Genomic DNA, 22,952 nt, shown 5'->3' with positions numbered 1-22,952 from the left:
ACCTGAGGGGACCTGAGAGGACCCGGGAAACACATCAGCCGGTGACCTCCCTTACGGGAAGTCACCGGCTGATGACTCAGGGTGAGTGACGGGACTCGAACCCGCGGCATCCTGGACCACAACCAGGTGCTCTACCAGCTGAGCTACACCCACCACGTTCGGTAGTTGGACTTTGTGGTCTCCCTACCGGCCGAGAAAAAGTGTACAGGGTCCGAAGGGGTGCTCGTGCACGGCTTTTCCGGGCCGCCCCCGGCGCCCCCTACGGGGCGCGCACGACGTGCTTCGCGGCGATGGTCTTCGCCGTGTCGGAGTCAGGGCCGGGCTGCGGCACGAAGACGGCCTCGCGGTAGTAGCGCAGTTCCGCGATGGAGTCGCGGATGTCGGCGAGGGCGCGGTGGTTGCCGTTCTTCTCGGGGCTGTTGAAGTACGCCCTCGGGTACCAGCGCCGGGCGAGTTCCTTGATCGACGACACGTCGACGATCCGGTAGTGGAGGTAGGTCTCCAGGGCCGACATGTCCCGCGCCAGGAACCCGCGGTCGGTGCCGACGGAGTTGCCGCACAGCGGCGCCTTGCCCGGCTCCTTCACGTGCTTGCGGACATACGCCAGCACCTGCGCCTCGGCCTCCGCGAGCGTCGTCCCGCCGGCCAGCTCGTCGAGCAGTCCGGACGCGGTGTGCATCTCGCGCACCACGTCGGGCATCGTCTCCAGGGCCTTGGACGGCGGGCGGACGACGATGTCCACGCCGTCGCCGAGGATGTTCAGCTCGGAGTCGGTGACGAGGGCGGCAACCTCGATGAGAGCGTCGTCCGACAGCGAGAGGCCGGTCATCTCGCAGTCGATCCACACCATGCGATCGTTCATGCGACCACCCTAAAGCTGACGTCGGCTTTTGAGGTGCCCACGGCGGTGTGGGCTTCGTCTGTGTGGGCTGTGTGGGCTTCGTCCTCGAACGCCGGAGGGGCTGGGTCGGCCCAGCCCCTCCGGCGTTCGAGGTCACTCATCTCGCGGTCGCTCACATACCGCTGCGCTGCCCCGGCAGGCTCGCCCGCGAGGTCGCGTACGCGTCGCGCGCGTGCTCGGACGGCAGGGACGCCGACGAGCCCATCGCGCCGGCCGTGCGCCGGATCTGCGGCGGGACCGGCCCCGGCCCGTCCGGATGCAGCGCCTGAGGCGGTGGCGCCGGGGACGACGGCTCGTGGTCCGTCGTCCGTTCGGCCTGCGGCCTACGGGCCCGGTACGCCGCCCGGTACGCCGCCGGGGACGACCCGAGCTGGCGGCGGAAGTGGCCGCGCAGGGCCACCGGCGAGCGGAACCCGCAACGGCCCGCGACCTCGTCCACCGAGTAGTCCGACGTCTCCAGCAGCCGCTGCGCCTGCAGCACCCGCTGGGTGATCAGCCACTGCAGTGGCGCGCTTCCGGTCAGCGACCGGAAACGGCGGTCGAAGGTGCGGCGGCTCATATAGGCGCGTGCCGCCAGCGTCTCCACGTCGAACTGCTCGTGGAGGTGCTCCAGCGCCCAGGCGACGACCTCGGCGAGCGGGTCGGCGCCGATCTCCTCCGGTAAAGACCGGTCGAGATAGCGCTCCTGGCCGCCCGACCGGCGCGGCGGGACCACCAGACGCCGGGCCAGCGCGCCCGCCGCCTCGTTGCCGTGATCCGTCCGCACGATGTGCAGACAGAGATCGATTCCGGCCGCCGTACCCGCCGACGTCAGGACGTCTCCGTCGTCCACGAAGAGTTCTCGTGGATCCACATGCACCGACGGATAGCGCTTGGCCAGCGTCGGTGCGTACATCCAGTGGGTCGTCGCCGGCCGGCCGTCGAGCAGGCCCGCTGCGGCCAGCACGAACGCGCCGGTGCACAGGCCCACGATGCGGGCACCCTCTTCATGCGCCCGGCGCAGCGCGTCGAGCGCTTCCTCCGGTGGCGGAGAAGTGATCGAACGCCAGGCCGGTACGACGACCGTGCCCGCCCGCGCGATCGCTTCCAAGCCATGTGGCGCGGTGAGTTCCAGGCCCCCCGTGGTCCTCAGCGGGCCTTCTTCGCCGCCGCACACCAACAAGCGGTAGCGCGGCACGCCGGCGTCCTGGCGGTCAATCCCGAACACCGACAGTGGAATGGAACTCTCGAAAATGGGGCCGCCGCTGAACAGCAGCACCGCGACGATCTCCTTGCGGCGTCGCCCGGAGAGTTTCCGGGTCGCGGCTTCCGGCGCGGCAGTGGAGTCGTGGCTCATCCTGCTAAGCCCCCCTCGGTGGTCGCGGCTCCTCGGTTGTGTCGCTCCTGCACGTTTCCCCTCGGTCCTGCACGAGTCCCCCGCCGTAGACAGTCAAGATCGAAATCTACTGTGTCGCATGATGCCGGCGTGGCCAGTTCAGCACCCGGCAGATTGTCGACATGGCAACTTGGCGTGAAGCATTCGATCACGAAGCGTTGCACTAGTGGGCCGTGCAGGGAAGTGCGCCTCGGTGCGGTGGCCAATCCCCGTAGGGTGCGCAGGGGCTCTGGGGCCCAATCCGTGCAGGTGGAACGGGGGGTGGGGGGTAGTTTCGGCAAGGGGTGCGCGGTGCCCGGAAGTTGGCTGAAAAGATGCGGGTCCGTGCGCGAAAACCGGTCAACCGACCGGTGAGTTTCCCCCGGAGTGACGACCGCCACGATGCGACCCCGATCCGGTGCGCTGACGGCGCCCCCGGTGGTGCGCCTGCGGCGCGTGGTCCTCGGCGAGCAGCCGGGCCGCGTACCGCTCGGACCGGCGCAGCAGCACCCGGCAGACGGCCGTGACGGCGGCGAGGCCCAGGGCGGTGCCCGCGGTGCCGGCCAGCGAGGTGCCGTACCAGAGGAGGACCACCGGAACCAGGACACAGCTGAAGGCCGCCCAGCGCATCAGGTCGGTCGTCCGGTCGTCGCCGGGGCGGGTGTCGGGGGTGGCGCGGGGCGAGAACACGGGGGCGGGCTCCTTCCTGGGGGCGGTGTGACGGCGGTACGGGGGTCCGGCGGTGCAAGGGGTTCAACGCCGCTTCGGGCGGTCGGTCACTGTCGAGGTCGGTTCCGCGTAAGTGAACGCTGTGCAAACCGCCTGTACGGGGCAGCAACCATTGCGTTACGGCCGTCCGCTCGTGCATGCTCCCTGGAACCCCCACCGGTGGTGTGCGGGATCTGGGCCTTGGAGGCGTGCAGCCGTACCCTTGGGGGTATGGGGTTGGGAAGATGATTCCCGGACAGCTCCACGGCCCCGTTGATCACCGCCGCCCCACCCGTATATAAGGATCGATTCGCCGAGACAGCCATGGCCGGTCACGAATTCTTCGAACCCGCGGACCGCAAGCGGCCCGTCGCCGACCCTACGGCGGCCGAGCCCCTGGCGGCGGAAGACGCACGCCATTCCTGCGATCCAGCCTTCAAGCACGGCGTGGTCGTCGGCTTCGACGGCTCCACGTCCAGTGAGCGCGCGCTCGCGTACGCGATCGGCATGGCCCATCGCTCCGGCTCGGGCCTGATCATCGTCCACGTCGCCAACCGGCTGCCCACCACGGTGTGGGCCGGCTGCGAGCCGCCCGTCTTCGTCGACGTCCCGGACCACCGCACCGAGGTGCTCGGTCTGGAGCTCGCGTGCGCGGAGTATCTCGCCGAGGTGCCCTGGATCCTGGTCGAGCGCGGCGGCGACATCTGCCACGAACTCGAAGAGGTGGGGCGGGAGTACGAGGCCGACGCGATCGTCGTCGGCTCGACCCACGGCATCGTCGGGCGGATCTTCGGCTCCGTCGCCGGACGGCTCGCCAAGCGGGCGAAGCGGCCGGTCATCGTGATTCCGTAGTTCGCTTTTCTCCCGAATTCGCGGTGCTCGCAGGGTGTTTGTGTGCTTGTGAAGGGCATATATCGCTTACACACCTGCACATGCGTGAAGCATGAAGCGTGAAGGGAGCCCGCCGTGGACAATGACGTCTCCGCGGGAAGCAGCACCACTACGATCGCCGGCCGACTCGCCCTCGGCGTCACCCTGTTGGCCTTCGGCCTCGGGTACACCGGCCTCATCGACGGCGTGACGGCTGCGGACGCCGTCTCCATCGCCCACTACGTCGGCGGCGTCGCGCTGTTCGTCGCCGGCCTGTTCGCCCTCCGGGACCGCGACACGGCCTCCGGCACCGCCTACACCGTCCTGGGCGCCTTCTGGTTCACCTGGGCCGTCTCTGCCGGGGCCCAGGTCTCCGACAACGCAGCGGGGCTCTTCCTGCTCCTGTTCGCCCTCGTGGCGCTCTCCCTGACCCTCGCCGGTGGCGACCAACTCGGCCAGGGCGCGTACGGGTTGTTCTTCGCCGCGCTCGTCCTGATGGCCGTCGCCCGGTTCGCCGGCAGCGACGGGCTGACCAAGGTGGGTGGCTGGTTCGCCGTCGCGGCGGGGGCGGTTGCCTGGTACGCGGCGACCGCGGCGCTGGCCCATTGGCCTACGGCGTTTTCGCGGCGGGCTGCCCGGCCCGGGGTGACGGCTACGGGCTGATCGGCAGCCGGGGCCGGGGAGTCGGGCCTCCCCGGCAGGCGAACGGCCCCCCACGTGTCGGTGGCACACGTGGGGGGCCGTTCCGTTGTCTGGCCTCTGCGGCGCGTGGGGGCTGGTCGCGCCCGCGCGGCGGAGCCGCAAATTGATACAGCCCCGCGCCCCTGAAGCAAAAGCCCTTACTCCACCGTTACCGACTTGGCCAGGTTGCGGGGCTTGTCGATGTCTCGGCCGAGGGCTTTTGCCGTGTAGTAGGCGAGGAGTTGGAGGGGGATGCCCATGAGGATCGGGTCGAGTTCGTCCTCGTTCTTCGGGACGATGATCGTCTGGTCGGCCTTCTCCTGGTCCTGGTGGGCGACCGCGAGGATCCTGCCGCTGCGGGCCTTGATCTCCTCCAGGGCCGCGCGGTTCTTCTCCAGCAGGTCGTCGTTCGGGACGATCGCGACCGTCGGGAGCGCGGGCTCGATGAGGGCCAGCGGGCCGTGCTTGAGCTCGGAGGCGGGGTAGGCCTCGGCGTGGATGTACGAGACCTCCTTGAGCTTCAGGGAGGCCTCACGGGCGACCGGGTAGCCCCGGACGCGGCCGATGAAGAGCATGGAGCGGGCCTCGGCGAACTCCTCGGCCAGCTTCTTGATCTCCTCCTCGCGGGAGAGGATCTCCGCGATCTGGCCGGGCAGCTTGCGCAGCCCCTCGATGATCCGCTTGCCGTCGCGCACGGACAGGTCGCGGGTGCGGCCGAGGTGCAGGGCGAGCAGCGCGAAGGCCACCGTCATGTTGGTGAAGCACTTGGTGGAGACGACGCAGACCTCGGGGCCGGCGTGCACGTACATGCCGCCGTCGGCCTCGCGGGCGATCGCCGAACCGACCACGTTGACGATGCCCAGCACCCGCGCGCCCTTGCGCTTCAGCTCCTGGACGGCCGCCAGCACGTCGTACGTCTCACCGGACTGCGAGACGGCGATGTACAGCGTGTCGGGGTCGACGACCGCGTTGCGGTAGCGGAACTCGGACGCGGGCTCGGCGTCCGCGGGGATGCGGGCCAGCTCCTCGATCATCTGGGCGCCGATCATGCCCGCGTGGTACGAGGTGCCGCAGCCGAGGATCTTCACGCGGCGGATCTGGCGCGCCTCGCGGGCGTCCAGGTTGAGGCCGCCGAGGTGCACGGTGGAGAAGCGGTCGTCGATGCGGCCGCGCAGCACGCGGTCCACGGCGTCGGCCTGCTCGTGGATCTCCTTGTGCATGTAGGTGTCGTGGCCGCCCATGTCGTAGGAGGCGGCCTCCCACTCCACGGTGGTGGGCTCGGCCGTGGTGCGGGTGCCCTCCGTGGTGTAGGTGCGGAAGTCGTCGGCCTTGAGGGTGGCCATCTCGCCGTCGTCCAGCGTGACTATCTGGCGGGTGTGGGCGACCAGCGCGGCGATGTCCGAGGCGACGAACATCTCCTTCTCGCCGATGCCGAGGACGACCGGGGAGCCGTTGCGGGCGACGACGATGCGGTCGTTGAAGTCGGCGTGCATGACGGCGATGCCGTACGTGCCCTCGACCACGCGCAGCGCCTCGCGGACCTTGTCCTCCAGCTTGTCGGCCTGGGAGCGGGCGACGAGGTGGACGAGGACCTCGGTGTCGGTCTCCGAGAGGAACTCGACGCCGTCCGCTTCCAGCTTCTTGCGCAGGTCGGAGGCGTTGTCGATGATGCCGTTGTGTACGACGGCGACCTTGAGGTCGGCCGACATGTGCGGGTGGGCGTTCACGTCGGAGGGGGCGCCGTGGGTGGCCCAGCGGGTGTGGGCGATGCCGGTGGTGCCCTTGAAGCGCGCCGGGACCTTGGCCTCCAGGTCACGGACCCGGCCCTTGGCCTTGACCATCTTCAGGCCGGCCGTCTTCGGGGAGGTGACGACTATGCCCGCGGAGTCGTACCCGCGGTACTCCAGGCGCTGCAGGCCCTCCAGGAGCAGGGGAGCGACGTCACGCTTCCCGATGTATCCGACGATTCCGCACATATATACGTATCCCCAAGCTTCGGTTCAGCCGTAGACGATGCGCCGCAGTTGCCTGAGCGTGAGCTCGGGCGGGGCCACCGCACGGTATTTCAGGTCCGCCTCGATCCGTTCGAAGATCTCCGCGTTCACCAGGCCCTGGGCCTGGAGTTCGCGGTGGCGGCGACGGACGTAGTCCTCGGTCGTCTCGTCGAAGTAGGCGAGCACGTCCTGGATCACCCGCAGCGCCTCGCCCCGCTGGAGGGGTGTGGAGCGCGTCAGGTGATCAACGAGTTCGTCGTGCACCCGGTAGATCCTGAGGGACGCGAGCCGGTTTCGCAAGAAACCTGCCCGATTTCGGGCACGTGCCTGTTAAGGAACCTTGGGACAACGTTGAATGTGTTATGAGCCCCTGTTCGCGAACCGTCCATTTGGCGTCTTGCGGCTGGTCGTCCGGGCCCACGAGTTTCAGACGTCATGGACACTCCTCGCATGGGCGTACCCGACCAGCTCGCCGCACACATGAGCATGGCCGAGCAGCACGAGTACCTGCGCGCCAAGTTCTCCCGGCGCTCGATGATCAGAACCGGCGCCGTCACGCTGGGCGCCGTCACCGGTGGCGCGTTCGTGACCGGTGCCACGGCCCAGGCCGCCGTGCCGGCGCAGACCCCGAAGCCCGCGCCGAGCACCGAGCGCGTCGACGGCTCCCTCGTCGCCCCCTTCGGCCGCCACCTCGCCTACGGCAACGACCCGCGCACCGAGGTCAGCGTCTCCTGGCAGGTCCCGGTCGCGGTGCAGAAGCCCTTCATCCGCATCGGCGTCCACCCCTGGGACCTCTCCCGCAAGATCGAGGCCGAGGTGCGCACCCTGTTCACGCCGGCCGGGGTCGGCGCGAGCGGCAACCACACCCAGTACTACCTGCACGCCGAGCTCACCCACCTCAAGCCCGGCAAGACGTACTACTACGGCGTCGGCCACGCCGGCTTCGACCCGGCGGCGGCGCACCTGCTGGGCACCCTGGGCACCTTCACCACCGCCCCCGCCCACAAGGCGCCGTTCACCTTCACCGCCTTCGGCGACGAGGGCGTCGGCTACCACGGCCTCGCCAACAACAGCCTCCTCCTCGGCCAGAACCCGGCCTTCCACCTGCACGCCGGCGACATCGCCTACGCCGACCCGTCGGGCTCCGGCCAGACCTCGGACACCGGCTTCGACTCGCGGATCTGGGACCAGTTCCTCGCCCAGACCGAGTCCGTCGCCAAGTCCGTCCCGTGGATGCCGGCCTTCGGCAACCACGACATGGAGGCCTGGTACTCGCCCAACGGCTACGGCGGCGAGGAAGCCCGCTGGAACCTGCCCGACAACGGCCCGGACCGGAAGAACCTCCCGGGCGTCTACTCCTTCGTCTACGGCAACACGGCGGTCATCTCGCTCGACGCCAACGACATCTCCTTCGAGATCCCGGCCAACCTCGGCATCTCGGGCGGCACCCAGACCAAGTGGCTGGAAGCCCAGCTGAAGAAGTTCCGCGCGTCCAAGGACGTCGACTTCGTCGTGGTCTTCTTCCACCACTGCGCCTACTGCACCTCCACCGCGCACGCCTCGGAGGGGGGCGTGCGCCAGGAGTGGGTGCCGCTGTTCGAGAAGTACACCGTCGACCTGGTGATCAACGGCCACAACCACCAGTACGAGCGCACCGACGTCATCAAGAAGGGCGCGGTCACCAAGAAGCTCCCGATCGGCGGCACCGCCTACCCCGAGACCGAGGGCGTCGTCTACGTCACGGCGGGCGCGGCCGGCCGCAGCCTGTACGCGTTCACCGCCCCGCTGTCCTACGAGGGCCACGAGAACGAGGTCGAGTCCGTGGCCTCCTTCATCAACACCAAGTCCGGCAAGGTGAACGAGACGGTCACGTGGTCGCGCGTGCGCTACCTCGACTACTCGTTCCTGCGCGTCGACGTCACGCCCGCCGCCAAGGGCCGTACGGCCACCCTGACCGTGCGCGGCATCGCCGAGACCGGCGACCAGATCGACCACTTCACGGTGGCCCGCAAGGCCAAGTAGGGCCAAGTAGGGCCCGTATCCCGGATGCGCCCTGAAGGCGGGGCGCACACCCGGTCAGGCCCGGTCACCTCCGACAGGCGGTCCTCGTCCGCGCTACAGGCGCTTGAGGACCGCCTGTTTGGCCATCGTGAACTCCTCGTCCGTCAGGACCCCGTCCCGGTGCAGCTCGCCCAGCTCCCGCAGTCGGCGCAGCAACGCGTCGTGGTCGTCGGCGGGCTCCAACGCCGGTACGACGGCGCCCCCTGGCCCTGTGGTCGTCGTCGTGGTCGCCGGATGCGGCAGCCGGGCCTGGACCGCCGCCGCGACCAGCGCCATCAGCGGGTCCTTCCGGAAGCCCCACAGCTCGACGGCGTTGGGGTCGTGCTTCGGCCGGGCCTTGGTGGGCGCGCCGCGCACGGTGAAGCGCAGGTGACCGTTCTCCAGGCCGACCGACGGCTGCCATTCGACGCCCGCTATGTCCGCGACGGCGATCGTGCGGGTGCCGGCGGCGGCCTTGGCGTCCTCCGTCTTCCAGTTCCACTCCAGGCGCACCTGCTCGCCGTCGAAGCTCGCCGTGCCGTCCCCGGCGGCGGCCGTGAGGGGCACGGACGGTCCCGGCAGCAGATACGCGTCCACCGGTCCGGCCGGCACCTGGTCCAGCGTCAGCGCGCCGCGCACCTCGTCGACGAGGTACTCGGCGACGCCGTACCGGTCGGACTCGACGACGAGCTGGTACGGGTCGTGCGGCTCGGCCAGCCGGCCGCCGGTCGCGTGCAGCAGGGGGTCCGCGCCGTCGCGCAGCCGCAGTCTCAGCCGCCCGGTCCTCTTTCCCTGTTCGAACGAGATCCCCGCCAACGCGCCCAGCGGGACGACGAGTTCACCCAGTTCCCTGCGGAGCAGGCCGACGTTCTTGTCCCGCCCCGGGGTCAGGCGCAGGGTGTCGCCGTCGAAGACCCAGGTGCCGTCCTTCTGGATGATTTCCGCCATGGGGGGATTGTTCCAAAGAACGCGACGGGCGCCCCCGAGGACCGTACTCGGGGGCGCCCGCCTGTCGTGATCAGAACCCTGTGACGGGATTTTTCAGGGTTCCGATCAGCTGGAGGGCGCCCGACGGGTCCGCGAGGTCCACCATCTGCTCGTTGTTGCGCAGTTGGAGCCGGTTGAGGCAGGACAGGGCGAACTCGGGCGCGAACATGTCGTACTGGCGGAACTTGTCGGCCAGTTCGGGGTTGGCGTCCTGGTAGGCGCGGGTGACCTCGGCGACCGTGCGCCAGAAGTCGTCCTCCTCCAGGATCCCTTCGGCGGCGAGGCCGGCCGCGAGGAAGCGGAAGAAGCAGTCGAAGACGTCGGTGAAGACGGACAGCAGTTTCTTGTCCTCGGGCACCTCGACGCGGATGCGCCGGACCTCGGGCGGCAGCACCGCGTGCGGGTCCATGACGGCGATCTCCTCGGCGATGTCCTTGTAGATCGCCCGCTGCACGACCCCGTCCTTCAGGACCAGGATGGTGTTCTCGCCGTGAGGCATGAAGACCAGGTCGTAGGCGTAGAAGCTGTGCAGCAGCGGGGTGTAGTACGCCTGGAGGTAGTGCCGCAGCCACTCCACCGGCGCCAGTCCCGACTGCTCGATGAGCGCGCCGGCCACCGACCGTCCCTCGTGGTCCACATGGACCAGGGAGGCCATCGTCGCGAGCGACTCGCCGCCGCGGAGCGTCGGCACCGGGCTCTCCCGCCACAGCGCGGCCAGCATCTTGCGGTACGGCGAGTAGCGGTCCGTCGCCGCCTCGTACTCCAGGTGCCGGTAGCCGACGGCGGCCCGCTCCCGGATGATCGACAGGCCGGTCGACTTCAGCACCGGGTCGTTGTCGATGAGTTGGGCGAGCCAGTCGTTGATGGCCGGGGTCGCCTCCATGTAGGCGGCCGAAAGGCCGCGCATGAAGCCCATGTTGAGGACGGACAGGGCCGTCTTCACGTAATGCTTCTCGGGGTGCGAGGAGTTGAAGAACGTCCGGATGGACTGCTGCGCCAGATACTCGTCGTCGCCCTCGCCCAGGCACACCAGGTTCCCGCGCGCGATCTCGGCGGCGAAGGTGACGGTGAGCTTGTTCCACCACTGCCAGGGGTGAACGGGGACGAGGAGGTAGTCGGCGGGGTCCAGCCCCTGTTCGCGCAAGGTGACAGCGAAACGATTCACTGTCACATCGCCGAGCTCGGCCCGTACGAACGCCTCGTACTCGATGCCGGCGCCCGCCGTGAACGCGGCGCGCGAGCGGTGCGCGGCCAGCCAGACCAGCCGGACCGGGCTCGCCGTCTCCGGGGCGTACGACAGGTACTCGTGGACGCCGAAGCCGAGCCGCCCGTTGTTGGCGACGAAGCAGGGGTGGCCCTCGGTCATCCCGGTCTCGATGGCCTGGAAGCCGCTCCCGACCAGCTCCGCCGAGGTGATCCGCGGTTTGGTGAGCTTGTAGCAGGTGCCGGAGAGGGTGGAGGAGATCTCCTCCAGGTAGACCGGCAGGATCTCGTCGCTGAGGCCCAGGGTCTTCTTCAGCTCGATGAAGAAGTCCAGTGCGGTGAGGGGGAGTTCGGCGTCGTCGCGGGTGCGGGTGATCGAGTCGGCGGCCACCTGCCAGTGGTCGAGGGCGCGGCGGACGGCGGTGAAGCGGTACGACGTCAGCCCGTCGTCGCTGCGCACGACGTAGCGTCCGTCCTTCTCCTCGGGAGTGATGAGCCGCTCGTGCGCGAACTCGGCGAGGGCCTTGCGGACCAGCAGGCGGTTGGCCTTCTCCCAGCGCTCGGAGGAGAGGTGGGCCACGGCGTCGGCGAGGCTCATACGGCCACCGCCGTCGCCGCGCGGAACTGTTCCCGGGTGCAGGAACTCAGCAAGGCCTTCTTCTCCGGCTTCTGGATCTCCCGCTCGGGCACGAACCCGACGGCCTCGTTGAGCGCGTGCACGGCCTTGTTGGACACGTCCGGCTCGACGACGACGCGCCGCACCGCCGGGTCCTCGAAGAGGTGCGCCATGACGGCCGTGATGACGGCGAGGGTGAAGCCGTGCACCGGGGCGTCGGTCGCCGGGGTGAGGAAGTGCATGCCTATGTCACCGGCCAACGGCTCGTACAGGCCGACCAGTTCACGGTGGGCGGGGTCGTACTTCTCCATCAGGAAGACGGGCACGCCGTCCCGCAGCCCGAGCAGCGCGTGATGGTGCTCGTCGGCGGCGACCTCCATGTAGGCACGCTCGACGTCCACCAGTGTCGCGTCCCGCATCATCCAGTAGGCGGCCTTGGGATGCGTGACCCAGGAGTGCAGCAACTCGGCGTCGTTCAGGGGGTCGAGCGGGCGGAAGGCGAAAGTCATACGGCGAACTCCTGGAACGCGATGGTCTTTTCGACCGGGTAGTACTCGCTGCCGAGCAGCTCGCGGATGATGGAGCTGTTGCGGTAGGCGCCCATGCCGAGGTCGGGGGACGTGATGCTGTGGGTGTGCACGGCCGCGTTCTGGAGGAACACGCCTCGGCCCGTGGTGTCGACGGCGTAGTTGCGGGCGACGTCGAAGTTGCCCTGGGAGTCGTAGCGGAGTCTGTCCTTGACCGGCGCGAGGAACTCCGGTTCGGCGTACCTGTAGCCGGTGGCCAGGATCAGGCCCTGGGACTCCAGTGCGTAGTCCTTCTCCTGCTCCTCCTGGCGGAAGCCGAGCGTGTAGCTGCCGTCGGCGTAACGCGCGCTGGTGAGCGCGGAGTTGGTGAGGAGGCGGGTGGGGACGGGGCCGCCGATGTTCTTCTGGTAGAGCAGGTCGAAGATCTCGTCGACGAGGTCGCCGTCGATGCCCTTGAACAGGCCCTTCTGCTCGGCCGTGAGCCGGTAGCGGGTCTGTTCCGGCAGCTCGCGGAAGTAGTCGATGTACTCCGGGGAGGTCATCTCCAGCGTGAGCTTGGTGTATTCGAGCGGGAAGAAGCGCGCGGAGCGGGTGACCCAGTTCAGCCGGTAGCCGTGGACGTCGATCTCGCTGAGCAGGTCGTAGTAGATCTCGGCGGCGGACTGGCCGGAGCCGACGAGGGTGATCGACTCCTTCTTCTGCAACTCCGCCTTGTGCTGCACATAGCGGGAGTTGTGGATGAAGTCGCCGCCCAGATCCTGGCAGGCCTCGGGGACGTACGGCGGGGTGCCGGTGCCCAGGACCAGGTGCCGGGCGCGGAACTCGTCCCCGGCGGCCGTCCGTACGACGTACAGCTCGTCCTCGTAAGTCACCGCCGAGACAGTCGTGTTGAAGCGCACGCTGCTCAGTCTGCCGGCCGCCCAGCGGCAGTAGTCGTCGTACTCGACGCGCAGCGGGTAGAAGTTCTCGCGGATGTAGAACGAGTACAGCCGCCCTTTCTCCTTCAGGTAGTTGAGGAAGGAGTACGGGGACGTCGGGTCGGCGAGGGTGACCAGGTCCGACATGAACGGCGTCTGGAGGTGGGCGCCTTCGAGGAACATGCCGGCGTGCCACTCGAAGTCGGGCTTGGACTCCAGGAAGACGCCGTCGAGCGCGTCGATCGGCTCGGTGAGGCAGGCCAGGCCGAGGTTGAACGGGCCGAGCCCGATGCCCACGAAGTCGTAGGTCCTCGTCAGGGAAACGGGCTCAGGAAGCGCGGTCAAGGGACTCTCCCAGGTACTGCTCGGCGTGGCCGGCGATCAGGTCGAGGACGGCCGTGATGTCGTCGGTCGTCGTCTCGGGGTTGAGCAGGGTGAACTTCAGGTAGTGGCGGGCGCCGACCTTGGTGCCCGCGACCACCGCGTCCCCGGAGGCGAACAGGGCTTTGCGGGCGTAGAGGTTGGCGCGGTCGATCTCGGCCGGGTCGGTGACGGCGGCGGGGATGTAGCGGAACACCAGGGTGGAGAGGGAGGGCTGCACGACGACGTCGTAGCGGGGGTCGGCGGCCAGCAGTCTCCAGGCCTCGACGGCCAGGTCGCAGACCTCGTCGAAGAGCTGCCCGATGCCGTCGGCGCCCATCGTGCGCAGCGTCATCCACAGCTTGAGCGCGTCGAAGCGGCGGGTGGTCTGCAGGGACTTGTCCACCTGGTTGGGGATGCGCTCCTGCACCATGCGGCGCGGGTTCAGGTACTCGGCGTGGTAGGTCGCGTGGCGCAGGGTGGCCGCGTCGCGGACCAGCAGGGCGGACGAACTCACCGGCTGGAAGAAGGACTTGTGGTAGTCGACGGTGACGGAGTCGGCGCGCTCGATGCCGTCGATCCGGCCCCGGTGCCTGAGGGAGGCGAGGAGTCCGCAGCCGTAGGCGGCGTCGACGTGCATCCAGGTGCCGTACTGGGCGCACAGCTCGGCGATCTCGGGCAGCGGGTCGATGGAGCCGAAGTCGGTGGTGCCGGCGGTCGCGACGACGGCCATCGGGGTCAGCCCGGCCTTCTTGCAGCGCTCCAGCTCATGGGCGAGCGCGACGGTCTGCATCCGCTTGTCGGTGTCGACGGGGACCGACACGACCGAGTCCGCGCCGAGCCCGAGGAGTTTCGCGGACTTCTTCACGCTGAAGTGGCTGACGTCGGAGGCGAAGATGCGCAGTTCGGCCAGGCTGTCGGTCTTGGCCTCCTCGCGGGCGAGCAGCAGCGCCTGGAGGTTGGACTGCGTGCCGCCGGAGGTGAAGATGCCGTCGGCGGCCGGCCCGAGGCCGATCCGCTCCGCCGTCCAGTCGATCAGTTTGCGCTCGATGAGGGTGCCGCCGGCCGACTGGTCCCAGGTGTCGAGGGAGGAGTTGACGGCGGACAGGACCGCCTCGCCCAGCACGGCGGGGATGACGACCGGGCAGTTGAGGTGGGCGAGGTAGCGGGGGTGGTGGAAGTAGACCGCGTCGCGGAGGTAGACCTCCTCCAGCTCGTCCAGGACGGCCGTGGTGTCGTGCAGCGGCTGGTCGAGGTCGATCCCGTCGATGCGGGGCGCGAGGGCGTCGACCGTGACGCCGGTGAACGGACGGTCGGTGGCGGCGAGTTTGGCGGCCACCCGCTCTACTCCTTCGGTCACGGAACGGCGGTACTGCTCCGCGGTCGTGTCATTGAGCAGGTGCGAGCGCATGGTGAGGGTCCTCCGGGGTAAGGGGACGGGTCCGCTGCGGGACGGTTCGAGGGACGAGGCCTCGGGTTCAACTTAGGTTAGCCTAACCTAAGTAACGCGATGGGAACCCTGCCTCTGCCGTGACTGTGGTCACGTGGGTCACGTGGGTCACGTCAGTCGTGTCGGCCACACCGTGCCCCCGCGCAACTGCCTGCGGGGGCACGGTGGTTGCTGCTACTCCGCCTCGCGGAGCTGTTCCTCGCTCATGCCTTGGCGCCAGTACCCGACGAAGGTGACCCGGCGCCGGTCGACGCCGCGCTCCTGGACGAAGTGCCGGCGCAACGCCTTCACGCACCCCGACTCGCCCGCGATCCACACGTACGGATGCCCGGCGGGCGGCAGTTCGGCCTCCCTGAGGGCGTCGACGGAACTCTCCCCGACGACCCATGTGATCTCGGCGTCCGCCGCGGTCGCCAAGTCCAGTACGTTCCTGGCGTCCTGCACCTCCAGCCACACCCGTGCCCGCTGGCCGGCCGGCAGCGACTCCAGGATCGACGCGATCGCCGGAAGCGCGGTCTCGTCGCCCCACAGCACGACCAGGTCGGTGTCCTGCGGCGGCCGGAACCGGATCGCCCGGTTGTCGGCGACGGCCGGCCCCAGCACGACGACCCGGTCCCCGGCGACGGCCCGGGCGGCCCACGCGGAGGCGGGGCCGGCCGGGGTGTGCAGCACGAAGTCGATGTCGATCTCGGCGGGACCGCCGTGCAGGGCGCGCAGGGCGCGCAGGGTGTACGACCGCATAACGGCCCGTACGTCGTCCGGCAGTTCACGCCATCCCTGCCACCAGCCGTCCCCGAGTTCGATGGGGACGGCGGGCGCGGACTGTCCGGGATGCGGCAGGAACAGCGAGAGCGACTGGTCCCGCCCGTCGGAGAAGAAGTGCTCGAGGTCTTCCCCGCCGAACGAAACCCGGACGAGAGACGGCGAGAGCTGCCGGGTCCGCACGACATGGAGCGAGAAGAACCGGAAGGGAGCGACGACGGCCGTGGTCATGTGGCCTCCTGAAACTTCGTCAGGCTTTGGGCGGGGGCAGGGCAGCGTTTTGAGGGGCGCGGGGCTGTATCGATTCGCGGCTCCGCCGCGTGGGCGCGACCAGCCACGACGGGCCCGCGGCTCACCCGCGACGCCAGCCGACTCTTCAGCTGACCTTCTTCGCCTTCTCGAGAGCCTCGGCAAGGTTCTCGAGCAGCGGCACACACTTGTCGTACGACAGGATCGGCTCCGGCGACCGAGCGATGACCTGCCCCGCCTTCACCGCGGGCAGCTTCTTCCAGGTCGCCTCAGTGATCGCCGAAGGCTGGATCGTCGAGGACCGGTCGTCCATCATGATGACGTCGGCCGGGTACTTGTCGACGTTCTCCCAGCTCAGCGACTCGTACCAGCCGCCGCCCTGCGCCTTCGCACTCTCCGGCGGCTCGACGAAGTTCACGCCGAGGGCCTTGAAGTACTCCAGGTCGATGGAGAGGTTGGTGCCGGAGACGTAGAAGAGCGCCTCGCTCGCGGAACCGGCCAGCACCTTGATCTCGGGCTTGGCCTTGGCGGCGGCGCGCAGCCGGGCTGCGGCGGCTTCGAACTTCTTCTTGGCGTCGGTGACCGCGGCGGCCGTCATGTCGGCGCCGAGGGACTCGGCCAGCTCCCACATGCGCTGGAGCGGGGTGGTCAGTTGACGGTCGTAGACGGACACGGCGACGCTCGGGGCGAGCTTGGCGATCTTGTCCTTGGATGCCTCGGGGACGTACCAGAGGGTGCCGGCGCTGTCGAACGTCGTGGAGATGAGCACGTCGGGCGTGAGGGCCGCGTACTTCTCGACGTTGAACTCGTCCCAGACGTTGCCGAGGATCTCGACCTTGGTGACGTCCATGTCGCCGGCCTGGACGTCGGCCTTGCCGGCGGTGGTCTTGGTCGGGCCGAAGACGCCCTTGACCTGGATGCCGTAGTCGTAGAGGGCGGCGCCGACGCCGGTGAACGCGACGATGTTCGCGGGGATCTTGTCGAGCTTCACCGTGGTGCCGCGGTCGTCCTTGAAGGTCCAGGGGCCGGACTTGGCCGAGGCGCCCGCCGACGACTCCGAGCCGCTGCTGCTCGCGTCTTCGTCTCCGCAGGCGGCGAGTACGGCACCGAGGCCGAGGGCGCCACCGGCGGCGAGGATGCCACGGCGGGTGGGACGAGCGGCTCTGGCGTTGGACATGTGTCTGGCTACTTTCGAACGGGGCGGATCACCCGGGGGCGAGTTCGAATGTAGGTTAGCCTAACCTCACCTGTTGTCCAGTGGGTGATTTCAGGACATGGAGGGCGGGGGGCGGTAAGTGCCTCGTTTCTGTGCGTAACCTATGGATCAAAGGTGTACGGGCTGTCAGGAGCCTGGTTCTGACTCGGGATTGGTGTCCACCCGAGGAAGTGAAGAACGATGGGGCGGCCTCAGAGGTGTCTCTGAGGCCGCCCCAGTGGGTCGATTTCCGGCCGCCAGGCCGCCGTCAGTCCGTCAGTCCGTCAGCCTGTCAGCCTGTCAGCCTGTCAGCCTGTCAGTACGTCGGGCCTAGCCCGGCAGTCCCAGCTCGCGGGCGATCAGCATCCGTTGTACCTCGCTCGTGCCCTCCCCGATCTCCAGGATCTTGGAGTCGCGCCACATGCGGGCCACCGGGTACTCGTTCATGAAGCCGTAGCCGCCGTGGATCTGGGTGGCCTCGCGGGCGTTGTCGACGGCGATCGTGGAGGAGTAGAGCTTGGCGACCGCCGCCTCCTTCTTGAAGGGCTCGCCGGACACCAGCCGGGAGGCCGCGTCGCGCCAGGCGAGGCGGGCCGTGTGGGCCTTCATCTCCATGTCGGCGATCTTGAACTGGATGGCCTGGTTCGCGCCGATCGGACGGCCGAACGCGTGCCGTTCCTTCGCGTACTTCACCGACTCGTCCACACAGCCCTGCGCGAGCCCGGTGGCGAGCGCGGCGATGGCGACGCGGCCCTCGTCGAGGATCCGCAGGAACTGCGCGTACCCGCGCCCCTCCTCGCCCAGCAGGTTCGCCGCCGGGACGCGCACGTCGGAGAAGGACAGCTCACGGGTGTCGGAGGCGTTCCAGCCGACCTTCGAGTAGGGGGCGGCGACCGTGAAGCCCGGGGTGCCGGACGGGACGATGATCGCCGAGATCAGCGGCCTGCCGTCCGGCTTGCGGCCCGTCACCGCCGTGACCGTGACCAACCCCGTGATGTCCGTGCCCGAGTTGGTGATGAAGCACTTGGTGCCGTTGATCACCCATTCGTCGGTGCCCGGGTCGAGGCGGGCCGTCGTCCGCGTCGCGCCCGCGTCCGAGCCGCCGTCGGGCTCGGTCAGGCCGAACGCGCCCAGCAGTTCACCGGAGCACAGTCGCGGCAGCCACTCCCGCTTCTGTGCCTCCGTGCCGAAGAGATGGACCGGCATGGCGCCCAGCGAGACGCCCGCCTCCAGGGTGATCGCCACGGACGAGTCGACGCGCGCGAGCTCCTCCAACGCGATGCCGAGGGCGAGGTAGTCGCCGCCCATGCCGCCGTACTCCTCGGGGAACGGCAGTCCGAACAGGCCCATGCGGCCCATCTCGCGGACGATCTCGTACGGGAACTCGTGCCGCTCGTAGAAGTCGCCGATCTTGGGCGCGACGACGTCGTGCGCGAACTCCTCGACGGTACGGCGGAGTTCTTCCAGCTCGGGGGAGAGACGGTGGTCCATGTCGGGTCACTGCTCCTTGTGGGACAGGGCTCGGACGGTGCGGGAAGGGCTGGGTCGGCCCAGTTGTCCGGCCATCCACTCGCTCGTGGCGACGAGACGGCCGAGGTCGACCCCGGTGTCGATGCCGAGGCCCCGCAGCATCCACACGAGGTCTTCGGTGGCGAGATTTCCGGTGGCGGACCTGGCGTACGGGCAGCCGCCGAGACCGCCCGCCGAGGCGTCGACGGTGGTCACGCCGTGCTGGAGCGCGGCGAGGGTGTTGGCGAGGGCCTGGCCGTAGGTGTCGTGGAAGTGCACGCCGAGCACGTTCGTCGGCACGCCCTGTTCGTTGAGGGAGGAGAGCAGTTCCAGGACATGGCCGGGGGTGGCGACGCCGATCGTGTCGCCCAGGCTCAGTTCGTCGCAGCCCATGGCGCGCAGCGCCGCGCAGACCCGGACCACCTGGTGGAGCGGGACCGGCCCCTCCCAGGGGTCGCCGAAGCACATCGACACATAGCCGCGTACGTGCGCGCCCGCGTCCTTCGCCCGCCGCACCACCGGCTCGAACACCGCGAGCGACTCGTCCACAGTGCGGTTGAGGTTGGCCTTCGCGAAGGACTCCGTGGCGCTGGCGAAGACGGCGACGCGCCGCGCTCCCAGGGCCAGGGCCCGGTCCAGCCCGCGCCCGTTCGGCACGAGGACCGGGAGGGCCACCGGCAGGTCGGAGACGAGCGGGAACAGCTCCTCGGCGTCGGCGAGTTGCGGCACCCACTTGGGGTGGACGAAGCTCGTCGCCTCGATCGTCGTCAGGCCCGCGTCGGCCAGCCGGCGGACGAACTCCGCCTTCACCGCCGTCGGCACGGTCGACTTCTCGTTCTGCAGCCCGTCCCGCGCGCCGACCTCGTGGATCCTGACCCGCGCGGGCAGATCGGGGGCCGGTACGACCATGGGGAGTGTCACGGGGTCTCCTCTGCCGGTGTGATGACGGCGAGCACCTGGTCCATGGCGACCGTCGTCCCCGGTGTGACGTCCAGCTCGGCGACCGTGCCGTCGTGCGGGGCGGAGATGACGTGCTCCATCTTCATCGCCTCCACCACCAGCAGACTCTGACCCGCCGTCACCTCGTCGCCCACGGCGACCTTCACGACCGTCACCGTGCCGGGCATGGGCGCGGTGAGCGAGTCGGCGCCCGCGTGACCGGCACCGGACAGGGACGCGGCGACCGGGTCGTGGTCACGCACGTGCCAGGCGTCGCCGTCGCGGCCGAGCCAGGTGCCGTCCGGCAGGGCGGCGAAGGTGTGACGGACGCCGTCGAGCAGGAAGGTGAACCGGTGGTCGGTGCCGTGTCGCGGGGGCAGGCCCCCGGACCCCCGCAGGGGGTGGTCCGCGCCGGGCAGGAGCAGCTCCGCCGTGCCGTCCGTCGCGCCGTCCGGCGTGCTGCGCACGCGCACGGTCACCGGCTCGTGGCCGGGCACCTGGAGGTGGTGCGGTGTCCAGGCCCGCTCGCCGCCCAGGCGCCAGCCGTCGGCGGCGGCGAAGGGATCCGTCCAGCCGGAGCCGGACCCGGAGCCGGACCCGGAGCCGGCGGTCGGGGCGAGCGCGCCGTGGCGCAGCAGCGCCGCCGCCGCGTAGACCTCCTGCGGCACCGCGTCCGATACCAGCCCCTCCACCTCGCGCTCCACCAGCCCGGTGTCCAACTCGCCCGCCACGACCGCCGGATGGGCGAGGAGGCGGCGCAGGAAGCCCGCGTTGGTCGGGACACCCAGTGTGACCGTTTCCGCGAGGGCGGCGCGGAGTCTGCGCAGCGCCGTCTCGCGGTCCGGGCCGTGGGCGATCACCTTGGACAGCATCGGGTCGTACAGGCTGCCCACCTCGGTGCCCTCGCTGAGCCCGGAGTCGGTGCGGACGCCGTCGCCCTGGGGTTCGTGAAGTCGTAGCACCGTCCCGCCGGACGGGAGGAAACCGCGCGCGGGGTCCTCGGCGCAGATCCGCGCCTCGACCGCGTGGCCGGTCAGCCGGACGTCCTCCTGTCCGAAGGACAGGGCCTCGTCCGCCGCGACCCGCACCTGCCACTCCACCAGGTCCAGGCCGGTGACCAGCTCGGTCACCGGATGCTCCACCTGGAGGCGGGTGTTCATCTCCATGAAGTAGTACGAGGACGGGTCGGTGCCCGGCACGATGAACTCCACCGTGCCCGCGCCCCGGTACCCGCAGGAGCGCGCCGCCTGTACGGCCGCCTCGCCCATCGACGCGCGCGTGGCCTCGTCGAGGAGCACGCTCGGGGCCTCCTCGACGACCTTCTGGTGCCGGCGCTGGAGGGAGCACTCGCGCTCGCCCAGGTGCACCACGTTCCCGTGGCCGTCGGCCAGGACCTGGATCTCGATGTGCCGGGGCCGGTCGACCCACCGCTCGACGAGGAGCGTGTCGTCGCCGAAGGAGGCGCGGGCCTCGCGGCGGGCGGCGGCGATCTCCTCGTCCAGCACGGACAGGTCCCGCACCAGGCGCATGCCCTTGCCGCCGCCGCCGGCCGACGGCTTGAGCAGGACGGGCGCGCCCAACGCGTGGGCGGCCTCGGCGAGGTCGGGGTCACGCCCGCCGGGGACGACCGGCACCCCGGCCGCCTGCACGGTCTCCTTGGCGCGGATCTTGTCGCCCATGAGGGCGATGGCGTCGGCGGGCGGCCCGATGAAGACGAGCCCCGCGGCGGCGCACGCGCGTGCGAAGCCCGCGTTCTCGGCCAGGAAGCCGTATCCCGGGTGGACGGCCTGGGCGCCCGTGCGCGCGGCGGCCGTAAGCAGCCGCTCCACGGACAGATAGCTCTCGGCGGCCGGCGCCGGACCGATCCGGACGGCCGTGTCCGCCTCCCGGACGTGCCGCGCGTCGGCGTCCGCGTCGGAGAAGACGGCCACCGAGCGCACCCCCAGCGCGCGCAGCGTGCGGATGACGCGGACGGCGATCTCGCCCCGGTTGGCCACAAGCACGGTGTCGAACATCAAGGCTCCCCTCCTCACATCCGGAAGACGCCGAACCGGGGTTCCCCCAGCGGCGCGTTGGCACAGGCGGTCAGGGCCAGGCCCAGCACCTGCCGGGTCTCCAGCGGCTCGATGACCCCGTCGTCCCAGAGCCGGGCGGTCGCGTAGTAGGCGTTGCCCTGCCGCTCGTACTGGGCGCGGATCGGGGCCTTGAACGCCTCTTCCGCCTCGGCGGGCCACTCCTCGCCCCGTGCCTCCGACTGGTCGCGCTTGACGGTCGCGAGGACGGACGCGGCCTGTTCGCCGCCCATGACGGAGATCTTGGCGCCCGGCCACATCCACAGGAAGCGGGGCGAGTAGGCCCGGCCGCACATGGAGTAGTTCCCGGCGCCGTACGACCCGCCGATGACGACCGTCAGCTTCGGCACGCGCGTGCACGCCACGGCCGTCACCATCTTGGCGCCGTGCTTGGCGATGCCCCCCGCCTCGTAGTCCCGGCCGACCATGAAGCCGGAGATGTTCTGCAGGAACACCAGGGGGATCCCGCGCTGGTCGCACAGCTCGATGAAGTGGGCGCCCTTCTGGGCGGACTCGGAGAACAGGATGCCGTTGTTGGCGACGATGCCGACCGGGTGGCCGTGGATCCGGGCGAAGCCGGTGACCAGGGTCTGCCCGAACTCGGACTTGAACTCCGCGAACCGGGAGCCGTCGACCACGCGCGCGATGACCTCCCGTACGTCGTAGGGGGTACGAGAGTCGACGGGGACCGCGCCGTAGAGCCCGTAGGGGTCCACCTTGGGTTCGACGGACGGCCGCACCTCCCAGGGGAGCGGCCCGCGCGCGGGGAGCGTGGCGACGATGTTCCGCACGATGCGCAGCGCGTGCGCGTCGTCCTCCGCGAGGTGGTCGGTCACGCCCGACACGCGCGCGTGGACCTCGCCGCCGCCCAGTTCCTCCGCGGTGACGACCTCGCCGGTGGCGGCCTTCACCAGCGGCGGCCCGCCCAGGAAGATCGTGCCCTGGTCGCGGACGATGACGGCCTCGTCGCTCATGGCCGGGACGTAGGCGCCGCCGGCCGTGCAGGAGCCCAGTACGGCCGCGATCTGCGGGATGCCGGCGCCGGACATGCGGGCCTGGTTGTAGAAGATCCGCCCGAAGTGGTCGCGGTCCGGGAACACCTCGTCCTGAAGGGGCAGGAAGGCGCCGCCGGAGTCGACCAGGTACAGACAGGGCAGGCGGTTCTCCAGAGCCACCTCCTGCGCGCGGAGGTGCTTCTTCACCGTCATCGGGTAGTACGTGCCGCCCTTGACGGTGGCGTCGTTGGCGACGATCACGCACACGCGTCCGGCGACCCGCCCGATCCCGGCGATGACCCCGGCGGCCGGGGCCTGCCCCTCGTACATCCCGTCGGCGGCCAGCGGCGCGAGCTCCAGGAAGGGCGACCCGGGGTCCAGGAGGGTGTCCACCCGGTCCCGGGGCAGCAGCTTCCCGCGCGCGGTGTGGCGGGCCCGCGCCTTCTCCCCGCCGCCCAGCCGGGCCGCGGCGAGCTTGCCGCGCAACTCCTCGACGAGGACGCGGTGCGCCTCCTCGTTGGCCCGCCAGACCTCCGACGCGGGATCTGCCGCGCTCGTCAGCTCCGGTGCCTGCTCCATCCTGCGGCTTCCCCTCACCCGGTGAGACCCGTGATCGGCTGTTC

Annotated in this window: 19 protein-coding genes and 1 tRNA gene; 3 read left to right on the top strand and 17 right to left on the bottom strand. The window is 69.9% G+C overall.

Annotated elements, in window-relative coordinates; genetic code table 11:
• Window positions 1-80: 80 nt before the first annotated feature.
• The 4 genes from OG352_RS15970 to OG352_RS15955 all read right to left on the bottom strand — a co-directional run bounded on the left by OG352_RS15970 (window position 81) and on the right by OG352_RS15955 (window position 2,885).
• Window positions 81-153, bottom strand: a tRNA-His gene (locus OG352_RS15970).
• Between the two features lie 106 nt (window positions 154-259).
• The gene (orn, locus tag OG352_RS15965; protein WP_329217665.1) at window positions 260-862 is read right to left on the bottom strand and encodes an oligoribonuclease; all 603 of its coding nucleotides are present in this window, start codon (window positions 860-862) and stop codon (window positions 260-262) included.
• Window positions 863-1,013: 151 nt separating this feature from the next.
• Window positions 1,014-2,237 carry a helix-turn-helix domain-containing protein gene (locus OG352_RS15960; RefSeq protein ID WP_329217663.1) on the bottom strand — a complete coding sequence of 408 codons (1,224 nt, stop codon included), beginning with the start codon at window positions 2,235-2,237 and terminating at the stop codon, window positions 1,014-1,016.
• Window positions 2,238-2,615: 378 nt separating this feature from the next.
• Window positions 2,616-2,885, bottom strand: coding sequence for a hypothetical protein (locus OG352_RS15955; RefSeq protein ID WP_329223842.1), 270 nt, complete (start codon window positions 2,883-2,885; stop codon window positions 2,616-2,618).
• A 402-nt stretch (window positions 2,886-3,287) separates the two neighbouring features.
• Between OG352_RS15955 and OG352_RS15950 the strand changes: the two genes are divergently transcribed.
• Both OG352_RS15950 and OG352_RS15945 read left to right on the top strand, forming a co-directional pair.
• Window positions 3,288-3,815 carry a universal stress protein gene (locus OG352_RS15950; RefSeq protein WP_093772834.1) on the top strand — a complete coding sequence of 176 codons (528 nt, stop codon included), beginning with the start codon at window positions 3,288-3,290 and terminating at the stop codon, window positions 3,813-3,815.
• Between the two features lie 114 nt (window positions 3,816-3,929).
• Window positions 3,930-4,496, top strand: a complete 567-nt coding sequence (locus OG352_RS15945; RefSeq protein ID WP_329217661.1) for a GPR1/FUN34/YaaH family transporter — start codon at window positions 3,930-3,932, stop codon at window positions 4,494-4,496.
• Window positions 4,497-4,672: 176 nt separating this feature from the next.
• Here the strand turns inward: OG352_RS15945 and glmS are convergent, their stop codons facing one another.
• Both glmS and OG352_RS15935 read right to left on the bottom strand, forming a co-directional pair.
• On the bottom strand, window positions 4,673-6,490 hold the full coding sequence (glmS, locus tag OG352_RS15940; RefSeq protein WP_329217660.1) for a glutamine--fructose-6-phosphate transaminase (isomerizing): 1,818 nt from the start codon (window positions 6,488-6,490) through the stop codon (window positions 4,673-4,675).
• Window positions 6,491-6,514: 24 nt separating this feature from the next.
• On the bottom strand, window positions 6,515-6,772 hold the full coding sequence (locus OG352_RS15935) for a hypothetical protein (protein WP_093772840.1): 258 nt from the start codon (window positions 6,770-6,772) through the stop codon (window positions 6,515-6,517).
• Window positions 6,773-6,958: 186 nt separating this feature from the next.
• On the opposite strand from OG352_RS15935, the gene OG352_RS15930 reads away from it, so the two are divergent.
• Window positions 6,959-8,530 (top strand): purple acid phosphatase family protein, encoded by a 1,572-nt coding sequence (locus OG352_RS15930; RefSeq protein WP_329217657.1) that lies wholly within the window; start codon window positions 6,959-6,961, stop codon window positions 8,528-8,530.
• Between the two features lie 93 nt (window positions 8,531-8,623).
• On the opposite strand, the gene OG352_RS15925 is transcribed toward OG352_RS15930, so the two are convergent.
• The 11 genes from OG352_RS15925 to OG352_RS15875 form a co-directional block, all read right to left on the bottom strand.
• A complete protein-coding gene (locus OG352_RS15925) occupies window positions 8,624-9,496 on the bottom strand; it encodes a DUF4429 domain-containing protein (RefSeq protein ID WP_329217655.1) in 873 nt (290 codons plus the stop codon).
• A gap of 70 nt (window positions 9,497-9,566) precedes the next feature.
• Window positions 9,567-11,336, bottom strand: a complete 1,770-nt coding sequence (locus tag OG352_RS15920; RefSeq protein ID WP_329217654.1) for an IucA/IucC family protein — start codon at window positions 11,334-11,336, stop codon at window positions 9,567-9,569.
• On the bottom strand, window positions 11,333-11,863 hold the full coding sequence (locus OG352_RS15915; RefSeq protein ID WP_329217653.1) for a GNAT family N-acetyltransferase: 531 nt from the start codon (window positions 11,861-11,863) through the stop codon (window positions 11,333-11,335). The genes OG352_RS15920 and OG352_RS15915 overlap by 4 nt, the downstream gene beginning before the upstream one ends.
• On the bottom strand, window positions 11,860-13,143 hold the full coding sequence (locus tag OG352_RS15910) for a lysine N(6)-hydroxylase/L-ornithine N(5)-oxygenase family protein (RefSeq protein WP_329217652.1): 1,284 nt from the start codon (window positions 13,141-13,143) through the stop codon (window positions 11,860-11,862). The genes OG352_RS15915 and OG352_RS15910 overlap by 4 nt, the downstream gene beginning before the upstream one ends.
• Complete coding sequence (gene desA / locus OG352_RS15905; protein WP_329217651.1) at window positions 13,127-14,569, bottom strand: lysine decarboxylase DesA; 1,443 nt, start codon at window positions 14,567-14,569, stop codon at window positions 13,127-13,129. The genes OG352_RS15910 and desA overlap by 17 nt, the downstream gene beginning before the upstream one ends.
• 213 nt (window positions 14,570-14,782) lie before the next feature.
• Window positions 14,783-15,601 (bottom strand): siderophore-interacting protein, encoded by an 819-nt coding sequence (locus OG352_RS15900; protein ID WP_329217650.1) that lies wholly within the window; start codon window positions 15,599-15,601, stop codon window positions 14,783-14,785.
• A 145-nt stretch (window positions 15,602-15,746) separates the two neighbouring features.
• Window positions 15,747-16,796 (bottom strand): ABC transporter substrate-binding protein, encoded by a 1,050-nt coding sequence (locus OG352_RS15895; RefSeq protein ID WP_329217648.1) that lies wholly within the window; start codon window positions 16,794-16,796, stop codon window positions 15,747-15,749.
• Between the two features lie 348 nt (window positions 16,797-17,144).
• Window positions 17,145-18,305, bottom strand: a complete 1,161-nt coding sequence (locus OG352_RS15890) for an acyl-CoA dehydrogenase family protein (protein ID WP_329217646.1) — start codon at window positions 18,303-18,305, stop codon at window positions 17,145-17,147.
• A 6-nt stretch (window positions 18,306-18,311) separates the two neighbouring features.
• Window positions 18,312-19,232, bottom strand: a complete 921-nt coding sequence (locus tag OG352_RS15885; protein WP_329223841.1) for a hydroxymethylglutaryl-CoA lyase — start codon at window positions 19,230-19,232, stop codon at window positions 18,312-18,314.
• 8 nt (window positions 19,233-19,240) lie between these two features.
• Window positions 19,241-21,277, bottom strand: coding sequence for an ATP-binding protein (locus OG352_RS15880; protein WP_329217645.1), 2,037 nt, complete (start codon window positions 21,275-21,277; stop codon window positions 19,241-19,243).
• Window positions 21,278-21,291: 14 nt separating this feature from the next.
• The gene (locus OG352_RS15875) at window positions 21,292-22,908 is read right to left on the bottom strand and encodes a carboxyl transferase domain-containing protein (RefSeq protein WP_329217644.1); all 1,617 of its coding nucleotides are present in this window, start codon (window positions 22,906-22,908) and stop codon (window positions 21,292-21,294) included.
• Window positions 22,909-22,952 lie beyond the last annotated feature (44 nt).

Origin of the sequence: Streptomyces sp. NBC_01485, from assembly GCF_036227125.1 — a bacterium.
GTDB lineage: Bacteria > Actinomycetota > Actinomycetes > Streptomycetales > Streptomycetaceae > Streptomyces.
The sequence above is the reverse complement of the archived record's forward strand: the minus strand, read 5'-3'. Positions and strand labels throughout refer to the sequence as shown.